Source organism: Pseudomonas mendocina, assembly GCF_900636545.1.
In the GTDB taxonomy this organism is placed as follows: Bacteria; Pseudomonadota; Gammaproteobacteria; order Pseudomonadales; family Pseudomonadaceae; genus Aquipseudomonas; species Aquipseudomonas mendocina.
Genome location: NZ_LR134290.1, coordinates 2,839,847 through 2,858,085, shown reverse-complemented (window position 1 = coordinate 2,858,085; position 18,239 = coordinate 2,839,847). Strand labels below are relative to the sequence as shown.

At 64.1% G+C, this 18,239-nt stretch carries 13 protein-coding genes; 5 read left to right on the top strand and 8 right to left on the bottom strand.

The annotated features are described in order from the left end of the window. Positions 1-22 precede the first annotated feature (22 nt). The 7 genes from EL191_RS13185 to EL191_RS13155 form a co-directional block, all read right to left on the bottom strand. On the bottom strand, positions 23-1,978 hold the full coding sequence (locus EL191_RS13185) for an acetoacetate--CoA ligase (RefSeq protein WP_041978891.1): 1,956 nt from the start codon (positions 1,976-1,978) through the stop codon (positions 23-25). 296 nt (positions 1,979-2,274) lie between these two features. Continuing rightward, positions 2,275-3,174: a hydroxymethylglutaryl-CoA lyase gene (locus EL191_RS13180; RefSeq protein ID WP_041978893.1), complete on the bottom strand. Its 900-nt coding sequence runs from the start codon at positions 3,172-3,174 to the stop codon at positions 2,275-2,277. Between the two features lie 106 nt (positions 3,175-3,280). Continuing rightward, entirely contained in the window at positions 3,281-5,209 is a 1,929-nt protein-coding gene (locus EL191_RS13175) for an acetyl/propionyl/methylcrotonyl-CoA carboxylase subunit alpha (protein WP_041978895.1), read from the bottom strand. 2 nt (positions 5,210-5,211) lie between these two features. After that, positions 5,212-6,006, bottom strand: a complete 795-nt coding sequence (locus EL191_RS13170) for a gamma-carboxygeranoyl-CoA hydratase (RefSeq protein WP_017362979.1) — start codon at positions 6,004-6,006, stop codon at positions 5,212-5,214. 60 nt (positions 6,007-6,066) lie between these two features. Beyond that, positions 6,067-7,674 carry a carboxyl transferase domain-containing protein gene (locus EL191_RS13165; RefSeq protein ID WP_041978897.1) on the bottom strand — a complete coding sequence of 536 codons (1,608 nt, stop codon included), beginning with the start codon at positions 7,672-7,674 and terminating at the stop codon, positions 6,067-6,069. Between the two features lie 136 nt (positions 7,675-7,810). Then, positions 7,811-8,974 carry an isovaleryl-CoA dehydrogenase gene (locus EL191_RS13160; RefSeq protein ID WP_041978899.1) on the bottom strand — a complete coding sequence of 388 codons (1,164 nt, stop codon included), beginning with the start codon at positions 8,972-8,974 and terminating at the stop codon, positions 7,811-7,813. Between the two features lie 34 nt (positions 8,975-9,008). Continuing rightward, positions 9,009-9,389 (bottom strand): MerR family transcriptional regulator, encoded by a 381-nt coding sequence (locus tag EL191_RS13155; protein ID WP_017361035.1) that lies wholly within the window; start codon positions 9,387-9,389, stop codon positions 9,009-9,011. Positions 9,390-9,544: 155 nt separating this feature from the next. Here EL191_RS13155 and EL191_RS13150 point away from each other — a divergent pair, with 155 nt between their 5' ends. The 5 genes from EL191_RS13150 to EL191_RS13130 all read left to right on the top strand — a co-directional run bounded on the left by EL191_RS13150 (position 9,545) and on the right by EL191_RS13130 (position 15,649). Next, positions 9,545-10,573: an AraC family transcriptional regulator gene (locus tag EL191_RS13150; protein WP_041978901.1), complete on the top strand. Its 1,029-nt coding sequence runs from the start codon at positions 9,545-9,547 to the stop codon at positions 10,571-10,573. A gap of 116 nt (positions 10,574-10,689) precedes the next feature. Beyond that, positions 10,690-12,309 carry an AMP-binding protein gene (locus EL191_RS13145; RefSeq protein ID WP_041978903.1) on the top strand — a complete coding sequence of 540 codons (1,620 nt, stop codon included), beginning with the start codon at positions 10,690-10,692 and terminating at the stop codon, positions 12,307-12,309. 17 nt (positions 12,310-12,326) lie between these two features. Next, complete coding sequence (locus EL191_RS13140) at positions 12,327-13,094, top strand: 3-hydroxyacyl-CoA dehydrogenase (RefSeq protein WP_041978905.1); 768 nt, start codon at positions 12,327-12,329, stop codon at positions 13,092-13,094. A 147-nt stretch (positions 13,095-13,241) separates the two neighbouring features. Continuing rightward, positions 13,242-14,432, top strand: coding sequence for an acetyl-CoA C-acyltransferase (locus tag EL191_RS13135; protein ID WP_041978908.1), 1,191 nt, complete (start codon positions 13,242-13,244; stop codon positions 14,430-14,432). Between the two features lie 89 nt (positions 14,433-14,521). Beyond that, a complete protein-coding gene (locus EL191_RS13130; protein ID WP_041978909.1) occupies positions 14,522-15,649 on the top strand; it encodes an acyl-CoA dehydrogenase family protein in 1,128 nt (375 codons plus the stop codon). A 97-nt stretch (positions 15,650-15,746) separates the two neighbouring features. On the opposite strand, the gene EL191_RS13125 is transcribed toward EL191_RS13130, so the two are convergent. Further along, entirely contained in the window at positions 15,747-17,819 is a 2,073-nt protein-coding gene (locus EL191_RS13125; protein ID WP_041979545.1) for a TonB-dependent receptor family protein, read from the bottom strand. Between the last annotated feature and the right edge of the window lie 420 nt (positions 17,820-18,239).

Sequence of the window (18,239 nt, the reverse complement as noted above, 5' to 3'; positions counted from 1 at the left end):
ATGCGTGGCAATCGTCATCCGCTCATTTCTGCAGCTCCGGCAAATCGCGATAGAGCTCCAGTGCCCGCGGGTTGGCCAGGGCGTCGGTGTTCTTCACTGGGCGACCGTGGACGACGTTGCGCACGGCCAGTTCGACGATCTTGCCGCTGATGGTGCGCGGGATGTCGGCGACTTGAATGATCCGCGCCGGCACATGACGCGGCGTGGTATTGGCGCGAATGATCCGGCAGATTTCCTCGCGCAAGGCATCATCCAGCGTCACGCCCTCGCGTAGACGCACGAACAGCACCACGCGTACGTCGCCTTGCCAGTCCTGACCGATGGCGATGGACTCCAGTACTTGCGGCACCTTTTCCACCTGGCGATAGATTTCTGCGGTGCCGATGCGCACGCCACCAGGGTTGAGCACGGCGTCGGAGCGACCGTGAATGACCAGACCGCCGTGCTCTGTTTGCTCGGCATAGTCGCCATGGGCCCAGACGCCGGGGAAGGTGGCGAAATAGGCGGCGCGGAATTTTTCGCCGTCAGCGTCCTTCCAGAATCCCACCGGCATCGAGGGGAAGTGCCGAGCACAGACCAGTTCGCCCTTGCCGCTGCTTAGCGAACGCCCGTCTTCGTCCCACACCTGCACATCCATGCCCAAGCCCTTGCACTGCAGCTCGCCCGGCCATACCGGCAGGATCGGGTTGCCGAGGGCGAAGCAGGACACGATATCGGTGCCCCCGGAGATCGATGACAGGCATAGATCGCGTTTCACGTCGCGGTAGATGTACTCGAAGCTTTCGTGGGCCAGTGGTGAGCCCGTGGAGAGGATGGCCTTAAGGCTATTCAACTTGTGGCTTTCGTGAGGTTTGACGCCGGCTTTCTCCAGCGCGGCGATAAACTTGGCGCTGGTGCCGAAGACGGAGATGTCCTCGGCGTCGATCAGGTCGATCAAGCGAGTGGGTTCGGGATGGAAGGGCGAGCCGTCGTAGAGCACCAGGGTAGCGCCCAGGGCCAGACCGGATGCCAGCCAGTTCCACATCATCCAGCCGCAGGTGGTGTAGTAGAACAGGGTGTCGGTGGCGCCCAGGTCGGTGTGCAGACCATGCTCCTTGGCATGCTGCAGCAGGGTGCCGCCAACACCATGGACGATGCACTTGGGCACGCCGGTGGTGCCGCTGGAGTAGAGGATATACAGCGGCTGGTCGAACGGTACCGGCGTGAACTGCGGGGCGCCGCCGGGTTGGTAGAAGTCCTGCCAGAGGGTGACGGCTGCGACGGATTGGCAATCCGTTGTGCGAGCGTCGAGGTTGGCATACGGCACCAGCACCAACTGTTGCAGAGAAGGCAGTTGCCTGAGGATTTCGTTCAGCTTGTCGGTTAGATCAATCTGCTTGCCCGCGTAGCGATAGCCGGCGGCGGCGATAAGCACCTTGGGCTCGATCTGGCCGAAACGGTCGATCACGCCTTGGGTGCCGAAGTCCGGCGAACAGCTCGACCAGGTGGCGCCGAGGCTGGCGCTGGCGAGCATGCCCACCACCGTTTGCCAGGTGTTGGGCATGAACGCGGCGACGCGGTCGCCGATGCCTACGCCAGCTTTAAGCAGGGCTCGTTGCAGACCTGCGACATGCGCGGCCAGCTGTGCGTAGCTGAGCTGCTCACGGCTGCCATCCTCGCCAATGGCTACCAGTGCCGGATGACCATCGCGCCGGCGCAGCAGGTGCTCGGCGAAATTCAGCGTGGCGCCGGGGAACCACTGCGCATCCGGCATGGCCGGGCCTTCGCGCAGCACGCATTCGGCGGGGCTATGGAAACGGATCTCGAAGAAATCGACGATGGTCTGCCAGAAAGCTTCACGCTGCTCGACGCTCCAGGCATGCAGGGCAGGGTAATCGGCCAGTTGCAGACCATGGCGCTGGTTGACGAAACGACGGAAAGCCTCCATTCGGCTGGCAGCGATACGTTCGGCGGAAGGTGTCCATAGCGGTAGCGGCATGGTCAGTCCTCGTCGTTCTTGTTCGTATGCTTCAGCTTAGTGGGCGCTGGGGGTCAGGCCTATAGCCCTGGCGACCTTTGTTGCTATCGCACCGACCTTTTCATGGTTCCGAATCTCTGGAAAAACGACAGGTCGGTACGTTGCAACTCCTTGGAGCGGCTTTAGCCGCGAGAATCGCGGATGAATCCGCTCCTACAGCCCGTAGTCCGATGCAATCCGGGGTGCGTAGGGTGGGTCACGCTTCAGCGATCCACCACAACGGTGGATGAAACCGGCGTCATCCACCCTACGGCGCCTTATTGACTCAGGCGGGCACGCGCCACCCGCGAGCCGTTGGCCTTGCCCAGCACCTCGCAGATGCGTTGGCCGGCAGCGATCAGCTTGTCCATGTCCACGCCGGTTTCGATGCCCAGGCCTTGCAGCAGGTAGAGCACGTCCTCGGTGGCGATATTGCCGGTAGCGCCCTTGGCGTAAGGGCAGCCGCCCAGGCCTGCGACCGAGCTGTCGAACACGCTGATGCCTTCGAGCAGACTGGCGTAGATGTTGGGCAGGGCCTGGCCATAGGTGTCGTGGAAATGCCCGGCCAGCCTGTCGCGCGGGATGTCGCGAGCGACGACCTCAAGCATCGCGCGGGTCTTGCCGGCGGTACCGGTGCCGATGGTGTCGCCTAGCGACACCTCATAGCAGCCCATGGCGAACAGTTCGCAGGCGACGCTGGCGACCTGGGCCGGCGCGATGTCGCCGTCATAGGGGCAGCCGAGCACGCAGGACACATAGCCACGCACGCGTACCTTCGCCGCCTTGGCCGCTTCCATCAGCGGCACGAAGCGCAGCAAGCTCTCGGCAATGGAGCAGTTGATGTTCTTTTGTGAGAAGGCCTCGCTGGCGGCGGCGAACACCGCCACTTCCTCGACCTTGGCTTCGAGAGCGGCCTCGAAGCCTTTCAGGTTGGGCGTCAGGGCGGCGTAGGTGACGCCTGGTTTACGCTCTATGCCGGCGAACACCTCGGCGGAGCCGGCCATCTGCGGTACCCATTTGGGCGAGACGAAACTGCCCACTTCCACATAGCTCAGGCCGGCGGCGGTGAGGTCGTCGACCAGGCGCACCTTGTTGGCGACGCTGATCGGTTGCTTCTCGTTCTGCAGGCCATCGCGCGGGCCGACCTCGACCAGGCGCACGGATTTGGGCAGGTTCATCGGTTGTCCTCGTATTCATCGCAAGGTGCGCCGTGCGCAGCGTCTGCAGCACGGCGTCGTAGGGCGGGTGCAACCCGCCAACACGATCTGGCGGGTTGCACCCGCCCTACGGTTCTAGCTCCACCAGCACCGTGCCTTCGCTGACCATTTCCCCTTCACGGCAATACAGCGCCTTGACCGTGCCGGCTTCGGGGGCGCGGATGCTGTGCTCCATCTTCATCGCTTCGAGCACCACCAGGGCGGCGCCAGCCTCGACCGCCTGGCCGGGCTCGACCAGTACACGGACGATGCTGCCGTTCATCGGTGCACTGAGGCCGCCTTGCTGGGTGTGGCTGGCTTCGGCGGCGGCGATGGGGTCGAAGCGGGTGATGGCGTGCAGTTCGCCGTGCCATTGCAGGTAGAGGGTTTCACCTTGGCGAATGGCGCGCAGGCGCTGGCGTGTACCGTCGATGTCCACAAGCAGTTCTTCGCCGTGCAAGCAGGCTGTGTTAGTCGCGCGCACCTTGCGGTTTTCACCTTGGCAGCTCAGATGCAATTCGATTTCTGCGGCACTGCCGGAGCGCCAGCCGCTGTGGGCGGCCCAGGGTGAATGCGGGTCGTCGTCGCGCTCTAGCGGCGTCTCGCTCTGCGCCCAGGCATCGGCCGCCAGTTGCCAGAAGGTTTCCGGCAACTCGCTGGGTGCAGGCAGCAACTGCTGCTGATGACGCGGGATAAAGCCCGTGTCCAGCTCGCAGGCGGCGAACGCCGGGTGGGCGAGGATGCGGCGCAGAAACGCCAGGTTGGTCTTCACGCCACCCACCAGGGTGTCGTCGAGCATCGCCAGCAGGCGCAGGCGCGCCTGCTCGCGGTTCTCGCCCCAGGCGATCAGCTTGCCCAGCATCGGGTCGTAGAAGGGCGAAACGCTGTCGCCCTCGGCCACGCCGCTGTCGATACGCCGGCCATTGTCGCTGGCGGCCTCGCGGTACAGCGCCAGGCTGCCGGTAGCTGGCAGGAAGTCGTGATCCGGGTCTTCGGCATACAGCCGTACCTCGATGGCGTGGCCGTTCAGAGGAACCTGTTGTTGGGTGATCGGCAGTGGCTCGCCCTGGGCGACGCGAATCTGCCAGGCGACCAGGTCGAGGCCGGTGATGGCTTCGGTGACCGGGTGCTCGACCTGCAGGCGGGTATTCATCTCCATAAAGAAGAAGTCGCCACGCTCATCGAGCAAGAACTCCACGGTGCCGGCGCCGACATAGCCGATGGCTTGCGCGGCCTTGACCGCCGCCTCGCCCATGGCGCGACGCAGCTCGGGGCTCAGCCCCGGAGCTGGCGCTTCTTCCACCACCTTCTGGTGGCGGCGCTGGATCGAGCAGTCGCGCTCGTTGAGGTACAGGCAGTTGCCGTGCTGGTCGGCGAACACCTGAATCTCCACGTGGCGAGGCTTGAGCACGTATTTTTCCACCAGCATGCGCGAGTCGCCGAAGGCCGACTGTGCTTCGCGCTGAGCGGATTCCAGGGTCTCGGCGAGCTGGGCTTCGGATTCGGCCACCTTCATGCCCTTGCCACCGCCACCCGCGGCGGCTTTGAGCAGCACCGGGTAGCCGATACGTGCAGCTGCCTCGCGGAAGGTTTCGTAATCCTGCGCTTCGCCATGGTAACCGGGTACCAGCGGCACGCCGGCAGCCTCCATTAACGCCTTGGCCGCCGACTTGCTGCCCATGGCATCGATGGACGAGGCGGGCGGGCCGAGAAAGATCAGCCCGGCCTGCTCGATGGCGCGGGCGAAACCGGCGTTCTCCGAGAGAAAACCGTAGCCCGGGTGGATGGCCTGCGCGCCGCTGGCCTTGGCGGCGGCGATGATCTTGTCGATCAGCAGGTAGCTTTCGCCAGGCTTGGCGCCGCCGAGGTTTACCGCCACGTCTGCTTCACGCACATGCCGTGCATGGGCGTCGATGGCGCTGTGCACGGCGACAGTGCGAATGCCCATGGCCTTGGCCGTACGCATCACGCGGCAAGCGATTTCGCCGCGGTTGGCGACCAGCAGGGTGTCGATCATGGTCATTGCTCCTGCCAGAACGGTTGGCGTTTTTCCAGGAATGCGCGCAGGCCTTCCTGGCCCTCGGCGCTGACGCGCAGGCGGGCGATGGCGTTCTCGGTGTAACGACGCAGGGCCGGGGTCAACTCGCCGCTGCCGACTTCGCGCAGCAGATCCTTGCTGGCGCGCATGGCTTGCGGGCTGTTGTGCAGCAGATTGGTGACCCAGGCGTCGACCTGCGCTTCCAGTTCAGCGGCCGGATAGCACTCGGCAAGCAGGCCCAGTTCGCGGGCGCGCTTGCCATCGAAGCGCTCGGCGGTGAGCGCGTAGCGCTTGGCGGCGCGCTCGCCGATGGCCTGCACGACGAAGGGGCTGATCACCGCCGGGGCCAGGCCGATACGCACTTCCGACAGCGAGAACAGCGCGTCTTCGCTGCCGATGGCCATATCGCAGCAACTGGCCAGGCCTACCGCGCCACCGAAGGCCGCGCCTTGGACGACGGCCAGGGTGGGGATCTTCAGACCGTGCAGGTTGTACATCAGCTCGGCCAGCTCGCGGGCGTCATTCAAATTGGCGTTGTAGTCGAGGGTGGCGGCGTGCTGCATCCAGGCCAGGTCGGCGCCGGCGGAAAAGTGCTTGCCACGGCCGCGCAGCAGGAGGAAACGCAGGCTCTTGTCTTCACCGACGGCGTCGAGGGCGAGGATCAGCTCGCGGATCATCTCGGCGTTGAAGGCGTTGTTCTTTTCCGGGCGGTTCAGCCACAGGGTGGCAAAGCCGCGCGGGTCTTTCTCAAGCTGTACGGTGGTGAAGTCGGTCATGGTCAATTCCGGAATCTGCTTTTTGCTCCCTCTCCCGCAAGCGGGAGAGGGGAGTTGTCATCACATGCGGAACACCCCGAAACGGGTCGGCTCGATGGGCGCGTTGAGGCTGGCCGACAACGCCAGGGCCAGCACCTCGCGGGTCTGCGCCGGGTCGATCACGCCGTCGTCCCACAACCGGGCGCTGGAGTAGAAGGCATGCGCCTGCTGTTCGTACTGTTCGACGATGGGTTGTTTGAGGCGCTGTTCGTCCTCGTCGGAGTACGGCTGGCCGGCACGCTGCGCCTGCTCGCGCTTGACCTGCACCAGCACGCCCGCAGCCTGCTGCGCGCCCATCACGCCGATGCGTGCGTTGGGCCACATCCACAAAAAACGTGGGTCGTAGGCGCGGCCGCACATCCCGTAGTTGCCGGCGCCGAAGCTGCCGCCAATGATCAGGGTGAATTTCGGTACCTGGGCGCAAGCCACGGCGGTGACCAGCTTGGCGCCATGTTTCGCAATTCCCCCGGCTTCATATTTCTGCCCGACCATAAAGCCGGTGATGTTCTGCAGGAACAGCAGCGGAATGCCGCGCTGGCAGGCCAGCTCGACGAAGTGCGCACCTTTCTGCGCGGCTTCGGCGAAGAGGATGCCGTTGTTGGCCAGGATCGCCACCGGGTAGCCGTTGATGCGGGCGAAGCCGCACACCAGGGTGGTGCCGAACAGCGCCTTGAATTCATCCAGTTGCGAGTCGTCGACGATACGGGCGATCACCTCGCGCACATCGAACGGCTGTTTGGCGTCTGCCGGGATCACCCCGTACAGCTCCTCGGCTGGATAACGCGGGGCGATGGGGACGCGGCTGTCGAGCTGGCCGAGCTTGCGCCAGTTCAAATTGCTGATGCAGCGGCGAGCCAGGGCCAGGGCGTGTTCGTCGTCCTCGGCATAGTGGTCGGCCACGCCGCTGGTCTTGCAGTGCACGTCGGCGCCGCCCAGTTCTTCGGCTGTCACCACTTCGCCGGTGGCGGCCTTCACCAGTGGCGGGCCGGCAAGGAAGATGGTGGCCTGCTCGCGCACCATGATGGTTTCGTCGCTCATGGCCGGCACGTAGGCGCCGCCGGCGGTGCAGGAGCCCATCACCACGGCGATCTGCGGAATGCCCATGGCGCTCATGTTGGCCTGGTTGAAGAAGATCCGGCCGAAGTGCTCGCGATCCGGGAACACCTCGTCCTGGCGCGGCAGGTTGGCGCCGCCGGAGTCCACCAGGTAGATGCACGGCAAGCGGTTCTCGCGAGCGATGACCTGGGCGCGTAGGTGCTTCTTCACCGTCAGCGGGTAGTAGGAGCCGCCTTTTACCGTGGCATCGTTGGCCACGATCATGCACTCGACGCCTTCGACACGGCCGATGCCGGCGATCACTCCAGCGGCGGGCACGTCCTCGCCGTAGACCTCATGTGCGGCGAGCTGGCCGATCTCGAGGAAGGGCGAGCCGGCATCCAGCAGGCGATTGATGCGTTCACGCGGTAGCAACTTGCCGCGTGAGGTGTGGCGCTCCTGCGCCTTGGCACCGCCACCTTCGTGGATTCGGGCGAGCAGGGCGCGCAGCTCGTCCACCTGGGCGAGCATGGCCGCCTGGTTGGCGGCGAACTCCGGCGAGCGGGTGTTGATCTGGGTATGCAGGATGGCCATCGGTGGCGCTCCGATTTTGATTTATCCCCCCTCTGCCCGCTTGCGGGAGAGGGGCCGGGGGAGAGGGCGGTGCAGACGACTCAGAGCCCCTCTCCCTAACCCTCTCCCACAAGTGGGAGAGGGGATAGACCGTGCTTCACTTGGTCTCGTTGAACAGCTCGCGACCGATCAGCATGCGGCGGATTTCGCTGGTGCCGGCGCCGATCTCGTAGAGCTTGGCGTCACGCAGCAGGCGCCCGGCCGGGTACTCGTTGGTGTAGCCGTTGCCGCCCAGTAGCTGGATGGTGTCCAGGGCCATCTTGGTGGCCATCTCGGCGGTGTAGAGGATCACTGCAGCGGCGTCCTTGCGCGATTCCTCGCCGCGGTCGCAGGCGCGGGCGACGTTGTACAGGTAGGACTTGGAGGCGTTCATGCCGGCGTACATATCGGCCAGCTTGCCCTGCACCAACTGGAATTCGCCGATGGACTGCTTGAACTGCTGGCGCTCGTGCACGTAGGGCAGCACTACATCCATGCAGGCGCTCATGATCCCGGTCGGGCCGCCTGAGAGCACGGTGCGCTCGTAGTCCAGGCCGCTCATCAGAACGCGTACGCCACCGCCCTCGACGCCGAGAATGTTCTCTTCCGGCACCTCACAATCCTCGAACACCAGCTCGCAGGTGTTGGAGCCGCGCATGCCCAGCTTGTCCAGCTTCTGGTGGCGGGAGAAGCCCTTGAAGTCGCGCTCGACGATGAAGGCAGTCATGCCACGCGAGCCGGCGTTGATATCGGTCTTGGCGTAGATCACGTAGGTGTGGGCGTCCGGGCCGTTGGTGATCCACATCTTGTTGCCGTTGAGCACGTAGTGGTCGCCGCGCTTCTCCGCGCGCAGCTTCATCGACACCACGTCGGAGCCGGCATTGGGCTCGCTCATGGCCAGGGCGCCGATGTGTTCGCCGGAGCACAGCTTGGGCAGGTACTTCTGCTTCTGTGCCTCGCTGCCGTTCTTGTGGATCTGGTTGACGCACAGGTTCGAATGCGCGCCGTAGGACAGACCCACCGAGGCCGAGGCACGGCTGATTTCTTCCATGGCCAGCACATGCGCCAGGTAGCCCATGTCGGTGCCACCGTACTCTTCCTTGACCGTCATGCCGAGCAGGCCCATGTCACCGAACTTGCGCCACATGTCCATGGGGAATTCGTTGTCGCGGTCGATCTGCGCGGCGCGCGGCGCCAGCTCGTTCTGGGCGAACTGGTGCACCGAGTCGCGCAGCATGTCGAGGGTTTCGCCGAGGCCGAAGTTGAGGGTGGGATAGCTCATGGGGTCACCTGCGATTGTTCTTGTAGTGGGGCGATTAGGCGGTGGTTTCGGCGAGGGCCGCGAGGCAGCGTTCCTCGGCGGTATCCAGTTCCAGTTGCATCTGCTGGATGTCCAGCAACTGTTGTTCAAGTTGCAGGCGGCGTTCGGCGATCTTGGCGAGGAAGGTATTGAGCTGCTTGTGATTGCCGCTGCTGGGGTCGTAGAGGTCGATCAGCTCCTTGCATTCGGCCAGGGAGAAACCGATGCGTTTGCCACGCAGGATGAGCTTCAGGGTCACCAGATCCTTGGGCTGATAGATGCGTTCCTGGCCGCGTCGCTCGGGGGCGAGCATGCCCTGTTCCTCGTAGAAGCGGATGGCGCGTGGGGTCACGTCCAGTTCGCGGGCCAGGTCGGAGATGCTGTAGGTGGTGGGCATGGCGATGTTCTTGTTGTTTACCTTTACGTAAACGTTAAGTTGGCTTTGACCGACTGTCAACGTCGCCGTCGCAGGTTCGCGCCACAGGCTGGACAGCCGCTACGGCAAAGCCTCTAGAATGCCGCTCTTGTCGGCAGCCACGAACAAGGAAACTCATGGCAGTTGCGTCCGTTGAAAAAGGCACGATTTCCGTCCGCCTGGTGCTCGAAGCACTGTGCGAGCTGCGCCTGCAAGGCGTCGACGAGACGGCGTTGCTGGCCGAGGCCGGGATCGACGGCGAGCTGCTGGCGCAGCCCGAAGGGCGGGTGTCGTCCGAGGCCTACGCCCAGTTCTGGTTGGCCATAGCCCGGCAGATGGACGATGAGTTCTTCGGCATGAACCGGCGCCGGATGAAGGTGGGTAGTTTCGCCTTCATGGCCCGTGCTGCGGCGAAGGAGCCGACCCTGGGCGCCGCCTTGCAAGGCGCGCTGCGCTTCCTGCACCTGGTCTTCGATGACTTCAGCCCGAGGCTGGAGGTGCGCGATGGCCTGGCCGCCATCGTCATCGACGAGGCGCCTGGGCAGGCCTGCCGCGCCTTCGGCTATTTCACCCTGTGGCTGATCATCCACGGCCTGAGCTGCTGGCTGGCCGGGCGGCGCATCGATGTGCTGGGCATCCAGCTGCGTTGCCCGCCGCCGGATTACATCGAGGACTACCAGGTGATGTTCACCCGCAACCTGCAGTTCGCGCGCGGGCAGAGCCGTCTGTTGTTCAATGCCGAAAGTCTGCAGGTGCCGATCCGACGCAGCCCGCATGACCTCAAGCGTTTTCTCTCCGGGGCGCCGGGCAATATCCTGGTGCGCTATCGCGACCCGCAAAGCCTGGGCGCACGGATCAAGGCCCATCTGCGCAGCCTGGCGCCCGAGCACTGGCCGGATGTGGAGGCGCTGGCCGGGTCTTTCCATATGGCGCCTTCGACCCTGCGCCGCAAGCTGTCGCTGCAAGGGCAGTCCTACCAGGGGCTCAAGGATCAGGTGCGGCGTGATCTGGCCATTGCCAGCCTGAACCATGAAGAGAGCAATTTCAGTGAGTTGGCCAGCGAACTGGGTTTCGCCGATACCAGCGCTTTCTACAAGGCTTTCAAGAAGTGGACGGGCTCGACGCCGGGGCAGTACCGCGCGTTGTTCCACTCCGAAAACGCCTGAACGACGACGCTTTGTCATTTCTGCTCAGGCAGGTTGAGACCTTTCGACATTGCCGGCCGGCCAGCCTGGGGTAACTATCGGCGCATCCAATAAGAACAATCCGGGAGATCACCCCGATGCGCGATTACTTCACCGCTGCCCGTGAGTTCGATTTCGAGACGACCGTTGCCGATACGCTGGCCGGCCGTCTCGATGCCCTCAACGCTTGTGTCGAATGCTGCGACCGCCATGTCGGTGCTGACCGCACGGCGCTGGTCTGGGAGGGACGCAATGGCGAGCGCGCCACCTGGACGTTCGAGCAGTTGCAGGCCGCTTCGGCGCGCTTCGCCAACCTGCTGGCCAGCCGAGGTATCGGCGCTGGCGATTGTGTGTCGGGCATCCTGCCGCGCACCCCGGAGCTGCTGATCACCATTCTTGGCACCTGGCGCGCCGGGGCCATCTACCAGCCACTGTTCACCGCCTTCGGCCCCAAGGCCATCGAGCATCGGGTGCATACGGCCGGCTCGAAGCTGGTGGTCACCGACGTGCTCAACCGGGTCAAGCTCGACGAGGTGGAGAAGGCGCCGCCGACACTGGTTGTTGGGGATGATTTTTGGGTCGAGCTGGAACGCCAGCCGGATCGCTTCGAGCCGGTGATGCGCCAGGCTGACGACCCCTTCCTGCTGATGTTCACCTCGGGCACCACCGGGCTGGCCAAGCCGCTGCAAGTGCCGCTCAAGGCCATCGTTGCCTTCGTCGGTTACATGCGTGAGGCCGTGGGACTGCGCCGGGAAGATCGCTTCTGGAACCTGGCCGACCCCGGTTGGGCCTATGGCTTGTATTACGCCGTGACCGGCCCGCTGGCGTTGGGGCATGCCACTACCTTCTACGAGGGTGCTTTCAGTGTGGAGAGCACCTGCCGGGTGATCCGCGAGTATGGCATCACCAATCTGGCAGGCTCACCCACGGCCTTCCGTCTGCTGCTGGCCGCGCGTGACGAGGTGGAGGCTGCTCTCAAGGGGCGCCTGCGCGCCGTGAGTAGCGCTGGCGAGCCGCTGACCCCAGAAGTGATCCGCTGGTTTGCCGAGGCCCTGGGTTGCACCATTCATGATCATTACGGGCAGACCGAACTGGGCATGGTGCTGTGCAACCACCACGATCTGGCACATCCAGTGCGCCTCGGCGCGGCCGGTTTCGCCATGCCCGGTCACCGTGTGGTGGTGCTGGACGAGCAGCATCGCGAGTTGCCTGCTGGGCAACCCGGTATCCTGGCGTTGGATCGGGTGCGTTCGCCGCTGTTCTGGTTTCCCGGCTATCGCGCAATGGCGACCAAATCCTTCGTCGGCGACTACTACCTGAGTGGCGATACGGTGGAGCTCAACGAGGACGGCAGCATCAGCTTCGTCGGCCGCGCCGATGATGTGATCACCACCTCCGGTTACCGCGTTGGCCCCTTCGATGTGGAGAGCGCGCTGATCGAGCACCCGGCGGTGATCGAGGCGGCGGTGATCGGCAAGCCTGACCCGGAGCGAACTGAGCGGGTCAAGGCCTTCATCGTGCTGCACGCCGGGCATGCAGCGGACGATGCCTTGGCCGAGGCGCTGCAGCAGTACGTGCGCAAGCGCCTGTCGGCCCATGCCTATCCGCGCGAGATCGAGTTCGTCAGCGAGCTGCCCAAGACCCCGAGTGGCAAGATCCAGCGCTTCCTCCTGCGCAATCAGGAAGTCGCCAAGGCCCAGGCGGCCGCCAGTCACTGATTCAAGGAACCCTCATCATGCAGATCGAACAGTCCGTATTTCTGATCAGCGGCGGCGCTTCCGGCCTGGGGCTGGCCACCGCTCGTAAGTTGGTCGGGCAGGGCGGCAAGGTGGTGCTGCTGGATATCAACGCCGAAGCTGGCCAGCAGGCCGTCGACGAGTTTGGCGACAATGCGCGTTTCGTACGCGCCGATATCACACGTGAAGAGGACGGCCAGGCTGCCGTGGCGCAGGCGCTGGAGGCATTCGGCGCCCTGCACGGGCTGGTCAACTGCGCCGGTGTCGCTCCGGCCGAGAAGGTGCTGGGGCGCAACGGCGCGCATGGTTTGGACAGCTTCCGGCGCACCGTCGAGATCAACCTGATCGGCAGCTTCAACCTGCTGCGCCTGGCCGCCGAGGCCATGGCACAGAACACGCCGAACGCAGAAGGTGAGCGCGGGGTCATCATCAATACCGCCTCGGTGGCGGCGTTCGACGGGCAGATGGGCCAGGCCGCCTATGCCGCCTCCAAGGGCGGTGTCGCGGCACTGACACTGCCGGCGGCGCGTGATCTGGCGCGCTCGGGTATCCGTGTGATGTGCATTGCGCCGGGCGTGTTCGAGACCCCGATGATGGCCGGCATGCCGCAGGAGGTGCGTGACTCGCTGGCAGCCAACGTGCCGTTCCCACCGCGCTTGGGCCGACCCGACGAATACGCCGTGCTGGTGCGGCATATCGTCGAGAACGCGATGCTCAACGGCGAGGTGATCCGCCTCGATGGCGCGCTGCGTATGGCGGCGAAATAGCGCGATTTAGCTTATGTAGGAGCGGCTTCAGCCGCGAATCGCCTCGTCATGATCGCGGCTGAAGCCGCTCCTACGCTCATATACACCGGTACACGCAGAGCAATCTTCCCGGATTGCATCCGGGCTACGAAATTGAAGGTGAAACTCATGAACCAGCAACTCGACCCCATCGTTATCGTCAGTGCCGCGCGCACGCCCATGGGCGGCTTTCTTGGCGACCTAGCCGGCCTTACGGCGGCTGAGCTGGGCGCCGCAGCGATCCGCTCGACGCTGGAGCGTGCTGGCCTCGCCGCCGAGGCGGTGGATACGGTGCTGATGGGCTGTGTGCTGCAGGCTGGCCAGGGGCAGGCGCCGGCGCGCCAGGCTGCGCTGGGCGCAGGCTTGAGCCAGGCGGTGCAGTGCTCCACGCTGAACAAGATGTGCGGCTCGGGTATGCAGGCGCTGATGCTCGGCCATGACCAGTTACTCGCCGGCAGCGCCGATGTGCTGGTGGCTGGCGGCATGGAGAGCATGTCCAACGCGCCGTACCTGCTGGCGCGTGCCCGCGGTGGTTATCGCATGGGCCATGGTCAGGTGTTCGACCATATGTTTCTCGACGGCCTGGAGGACGCCTACGAGCGTGGCCGGCTGATGGGAACTTTCGCCGAGGATTGCGCCGAGCAGTATCGCTTCAGCCGCGAGGAGCAGGACGCCTACGCGCTGGAGTCGCTGCGCCGCGCCCAGCAGGCTATCGAGCAAGGCCATTTCGCCAGTGAGATCGTCGCGGTAGAGGCGCCGCAGGGGCGTGAACGGCGCCTGGTCGATACCGACGAGCAGCCGCCCAAGGCGCGACCGGACAAGATTCCTGGCCTGAAGCCAGCGTTTCGCGAGGGCGGCACGGTCACGGCGGCCAATGCCAGTTCCATTTCCGATGGCGCCGCCGCGCTGCTGCTGATGCGCCTGTCTCAGGCTCAACAGCGCGGGCTGACACCGCTGGCGCGCATCGTTGGGCATGCCGGCCACGCGCAGGCGCCGAACCTGTTCATCACCGCGCCGGTGGCGGCGATCCAGCGTTTGCTGGCGCGCATCGAGTGGGCCCTGGAAACGGTCGATCTGTTCGAAATCAACGAGGCGTTCGCCGTGGTACCGATGGTGGCCATGCGCGAACTGGGCATCGCTCACGAGAAGCTCAACGTACACGGTGGTGCCTGCGCCCTGGGGCATCCCATCGGCGCGTCCGGTGCGCGCATTCTGGTGACCCTGCTGGCGGCACTTCAGCAGCGCGGGCTCAAGCGTGGGGTGGCCTCCGTGTGCATTGGCGGCGGCGAGGCTACTGCCGTGGCCATCGAGTTGTACTGACTATCTACGCACCTGTGGGAGGGGCTTGAGCCGCGATGGTCGCCGCTGAAGCGCCTCCCACGGTGATTAAACCGTTACCGGAGCCAGCCATGCTGCCTACTGAAGAAGACATCCTCATCCGCGACATGGCTCGCCAGTTCGCTCAGGAGCGGTTGAAACCCTTCGCCGCTGATTGGGATCGCGAGCATCGTTTCCCGGCCGAGGCCATCGCCGAGATGGGCTCGCTTGGTTTTATGGGCATGCTGGTACCGCAGCAGTGGGGCGGTGCCGAGACCAGTAACCTGGCCTATGCCATGGCCCTGGAGGAAATCGCCGCGGGCGATGGTGCCTGTTCTACCATCATGAGCGTGCACAACTCGGTGGGCTGCATGCCGATCCTCAAGTACGGCAGCGAAGAGCAGAAACAACGCTTTCTCCATCCATTGGCCGGTGGCGAGATGCTCGGTGCCTTCGCCCTGACCGAGCCGCAGGCCGGCTCCGACGCCAGCGACCTACGCACCCGTGCGCGGCGAGAAAGCGAGCATTACGTGCTCGATGGTGCCAAGCAGTTCATCACTTCCGGCAGCCACGCCGGTATGGTCATCGTCTTCGCCGTCACCGACCCGCAAGCTGGCAAGAAGGGCATCAGCGCCTTTATCGTGCCGACGGATACGCCGGGGTTCTCAGTGGTGCGGGTCGAGGACAAGCTCGGCCAGCACGCCTCCGACACCTGCCAGATCCAGTTCGACGCGGTGCGCATCCCGGACAGCCTGCGCCTGGGTGAGGAGGGCGAAGGCTATCGCATTGCCCTGGCTAACCTAGAAGGCGGGCGCATTGGTATCGCCGCGCAAGCGGTGGGCATGGCCCGCGCGGCGTTCGAGGCGGCGCGTGATTACGCCCATGAGCGGGTGACCTTCGGCAAACCGATCATCGAGCACCAAGCGGTGGCTTTCCGTCTGGCCGACATGGCCACGCAGATCGCTGTGGCGCGGCAGATGGTGCATCACGCCGCCAGCCTGCGCGAGGCCGGCCAGCCATGCCTGACCGAGGCGTCGATGGCCAAGCTGTTCGCCTCGGAAATGGCCGAGAAGGTTTGCTCCGCAGCGATCCAGACGTTGGGTGGCTACGGTTACCTCAAGGACTTCCCGGTCGAACGCATCTACCGTGACGTGCGTGTGTGCCAGATCTACGAAGGCACCAGCGATGTGCAGCGTATGGTGATCGCGCGCAGTCTGTAGAGCGGCGCATTTTTGTGGGAGCGGACTTGTCCGCGAGCTTTTCCTGGCAAGGCTTCGTGGACAAGTCCGCTCCCACAAGTCAGTACACCTTCGCTGCTCAATCGAACTGGTACTGCACGCCCGCGCCGACGTACCAGGTGCGTTCAGGGCCGGGTTCGTAATAGCGACCGTTGCCATCGCCCACGATCACCGAACCGATGTATTCACGATCCATCAGGTTGTCGATACGCAGCACCTGGTTGAAGGTCAGCGCGCCGACCTTCTGCTCGAAGCGCGCCTGCCAGTTGAACAGCGCATAGCTGGGCGCCGCCTTGGCTGTATTGCTGTCCTCGACGTAAAGTTGGCTCCGATACAGGCCTTCGACGACGGTGCTGAACCAGCCCAGCGGTTGCCAGGCCAGCTCGCCATACAGCGTACGCGCGGGAATGCCCGGCAGCTTGTTGCCCGATTCGATCAGTCGATTGTTGCTGGTGAAGTCCTTGCTGTAGACCGCATCGATCTGGGTGTAGGCGAGACTGGCTCGCAGGGTGTCGCTCAGGCGGCTTTCCAGCGCCAGTTCGACGCCGCGACGGCGGGTCTGGGCAGCGTTTCGAAAGCGTGAGCGGCCACCGCTCGCAGATTCGACCACCAGCTCGTCGTCGGTATCGATCTGGAAAAGCGCCAGTTGCAGACTGGTCGCATCAGCCAGGCGCGCCTTGAGGCCGACTTCGATCTGTTCGCTGCTGGCCGGTTTCAGGTCGAAGCCGAAACCGCCACCGTTGCCAGAGTAGGACAGCTCGTTCAGCGTCGGCGTCTCCACGCCCTTGCCCCAGCTGGCGTAGATATTCAGATCCGGCAGCAGGGCGTAGCTAGCGCCCAGGGTCGGCATCAGCTCGCGGTACGTGACCGAGCCGCTGTCGTCGCCGTTGCTCAGGAAGCGGTCGTCCACGTCGAATTCCACTTGGCTGTGGCGCAGACCGGCCTGCAGATCGAGCTTGCCCAGTTGCCAGGCTGCCTGGACATAGGGCGACAGGCTGGTGACCTCGTTGCGCTCGTCGCGGCGCAGGTTGCCTTTCACGCCCAAGGTGGTGCCAACGAAATTCTCGTAGCCTTGGCGATCATCGCGCGAATAGTCGTAATCCAACCCTGTCGTAACCGTCAGCAGGCTGCTGCCCAGATCGAACGATTGAATCCAGCGGTTGCCGATGCCGTGGAACTGACGCTCGAAGTCGATCACACCACCCGAGTGTGATGGATTGCTCTGCACCCCGACAGGAATCGACTGGTACTGAATCACCCGCCGTGTGCCGCTATACAGCGTGCTCTGCCAGGTGCCGGCGGCGAAGCTACGTTCGTAGTTGAGCGCGAGCTGACGATGGTCGACGGTCTTACGGGTGTTGAATTCCAGGGCGCTAGGGGCAGCAGCACGGCGGTCGCTCTGTACCTGTTGCCAGGTCAAACCCTGTGGGTCTTGTGTGTTGTTCTGATCCAGCTCGCTGAAGCTCAGGCTGAGCTTGCTGACATCGTCCGGGTACAGGGTCAGCTTGGCGAAGGTCTTGTCGAGGATGGCGCCGCTGTGGTCGCGATAACCGTCGGTCTCGAAGTGCGAACGGTTGATTATGAATCCGGCCTTGTCGTTACCACCTTCGGCAGCGACGCGGGTACGATTGGTGCCGTAGGCGGCCTTGGATGTGTCGACAGATACCTTGGGCGCGCCTTCACCATCACGTGAGAACAACTGGATGACCCCACCGGAGTTGCTGCCGTAAACGCTGGCGAATGGCCCGCGCAGCACTTCGATGCGATCCAGGGTGTCGAGATCGAAGGTCGCCGCCTGGCCCTGGCCATCGGGGTTGGACAACGGTACGCCATCGGCCAGCAGCTTGATGCCGCGAATGCCGAAGGCTGAACGGGCGCCGAAGCCGCGAGAGGAGATCTGCAGATCCTGCGCATAGTTCTGCCGGTTCTGCACCACCAGCCCCGGCACGCTACCAAGTGCTTCGGACAGGTTGACGCCCGGTTTGCCCAGCGTTGCCTGTTCGGCATCGATACGGTTGACGGAGAAGGGCAGTCGCCAGCCGCTGGCTTCGTATCGGCTGCCGGTGATCACCAGTTCGTCGATCTGATAAGGCGCCTGTTCGGCCAGTGTCAGGCCTGGCAGCAGGGCGATGCAGGTCAACTTGAAACGCATGGAATCAATCCTTTTCAGCTTCTTCTTGTTGGTTGCGGCCTCAAGAATGGCCGCTTGCTGGCGCGCGAACACTCGCCAGGCTCACTCATATCCATAGGTCGTGCCAGGTTTGCTTGAGATTTGCGGGGTAATAAGCGCAGTACCGAAAGTTGTGCGGTAAGTATTGCCAGACGGCCATGGTTATAAGGTTTCCTGCTCCTTCCACTTTGCTGCGGTTCTTGGGTCGCCGGCCTTAACCCGTACCCTCCTGAGGGTTTCGAGCCCTCTGTCTTGCGGCTCGCAGGTTAGCAGGCGAGCGCTGAGCGGCTATTGCGCAAACGGATGAATTTATTTGCAGACTGTTGCGCAAAGTGTGCGGTGTAGTTGTAGCGCCAGTGCAACATTTGTTTCGGAAAACGCTACAGGTGTTGCATTGCATCC

Bases quoted from the DNA above. Each gene is read 5' to 3' on its own strand.
- EL191_RS13130 (WP_041978909.1), top strand. From the start codon at position 14,522: ATGCTGCCTACTGAAGAAGACATCCTCATCCGCGACATGGCTCGCCAG.
- EL191_RS13140 (WP_041978905.1), top strand. From the start codon at position 12,327: ATGCAGATCGAACAGTCCGTATTTCTGATCAGCGGCGGCGCTTCCGGC.
- EL191_RS13160 (WP_041978899.1), bottom strand. From the start codon at position 8,974: ATGAGCTATCCCACCCTCAACTTCGGCCTCGGCGAAACCCTCGACATG.
- EL191_RS13170 (WP_017362979.1), bottom strand. From the start codon at position 6,006: ATGACCGACTTCACCACCGTACAGCTTGAGAAAGACCCGCGCGGCTTT.
- EL191_RS13145 (WP_041978903.1), top strand. From the start codon at position 10,690: ATGCGCGATTACTTCACCGCTGCCCGTGAGTTCGATTTCGAGACGACC.
- EL191_RS13165 (WP_041978897.1), bottom strand. From the start codon at position 7,674: ATGGCCATCCTGCATACCCAGATCAACACCCGCTCGCCGGAGTTCGCC.
- EL191_RS13185 (WP_041978891.1), bottom strand. From the start codon at position 1,978: ATGCCGCTACCGCTATGGACACCTTCCGCCGAACGTATCGCTGCCAGC.
- EL191_RS13180 (WP_041978893.1), bottom strand. From the start codon at position 3,174: ATGAACCTGCCCAAATCCGTGCGCCTGGTCGAGGTCGGCCCGCGCGAT.
- EL191_RS13155 (WP_017361035.1), bottom strand. From the start codon at position 9,389: ATGCCCACCACCTACAGCATCTCCGACCTGGCCCGCGAACTGGACGTG.
- EL191_RS13125 (WP_041979545.1), bottom strand. From the start codon at position 17,819: ATGCGTTTCAAGTTGACCTGCATCGCCCTGCTGCCAGGCCTGACACTG.
- EL191_RS13175 (WP_041978895.1), bottom strand. From the start codon at position 5,209: ATGATCGACACCCTGCTGGTCGCCAACCGCGGCGAAATCGCTTGCCGC.
- EL191_RS13135 (WP_041978908.1), top strand. From the start codon at position 13,242: ATGAACCAGCAACTCGACCCCATCGTTATCGTCAGTGCCGCGCGCACG.
- EL191_RS13150 (WP_041978901.1), top strand. From the start codon at position 9,545: ATGGCAGTTGCGTCCGTTGAAAAAGGCACGATTTCCGTCCGCCTGGTG.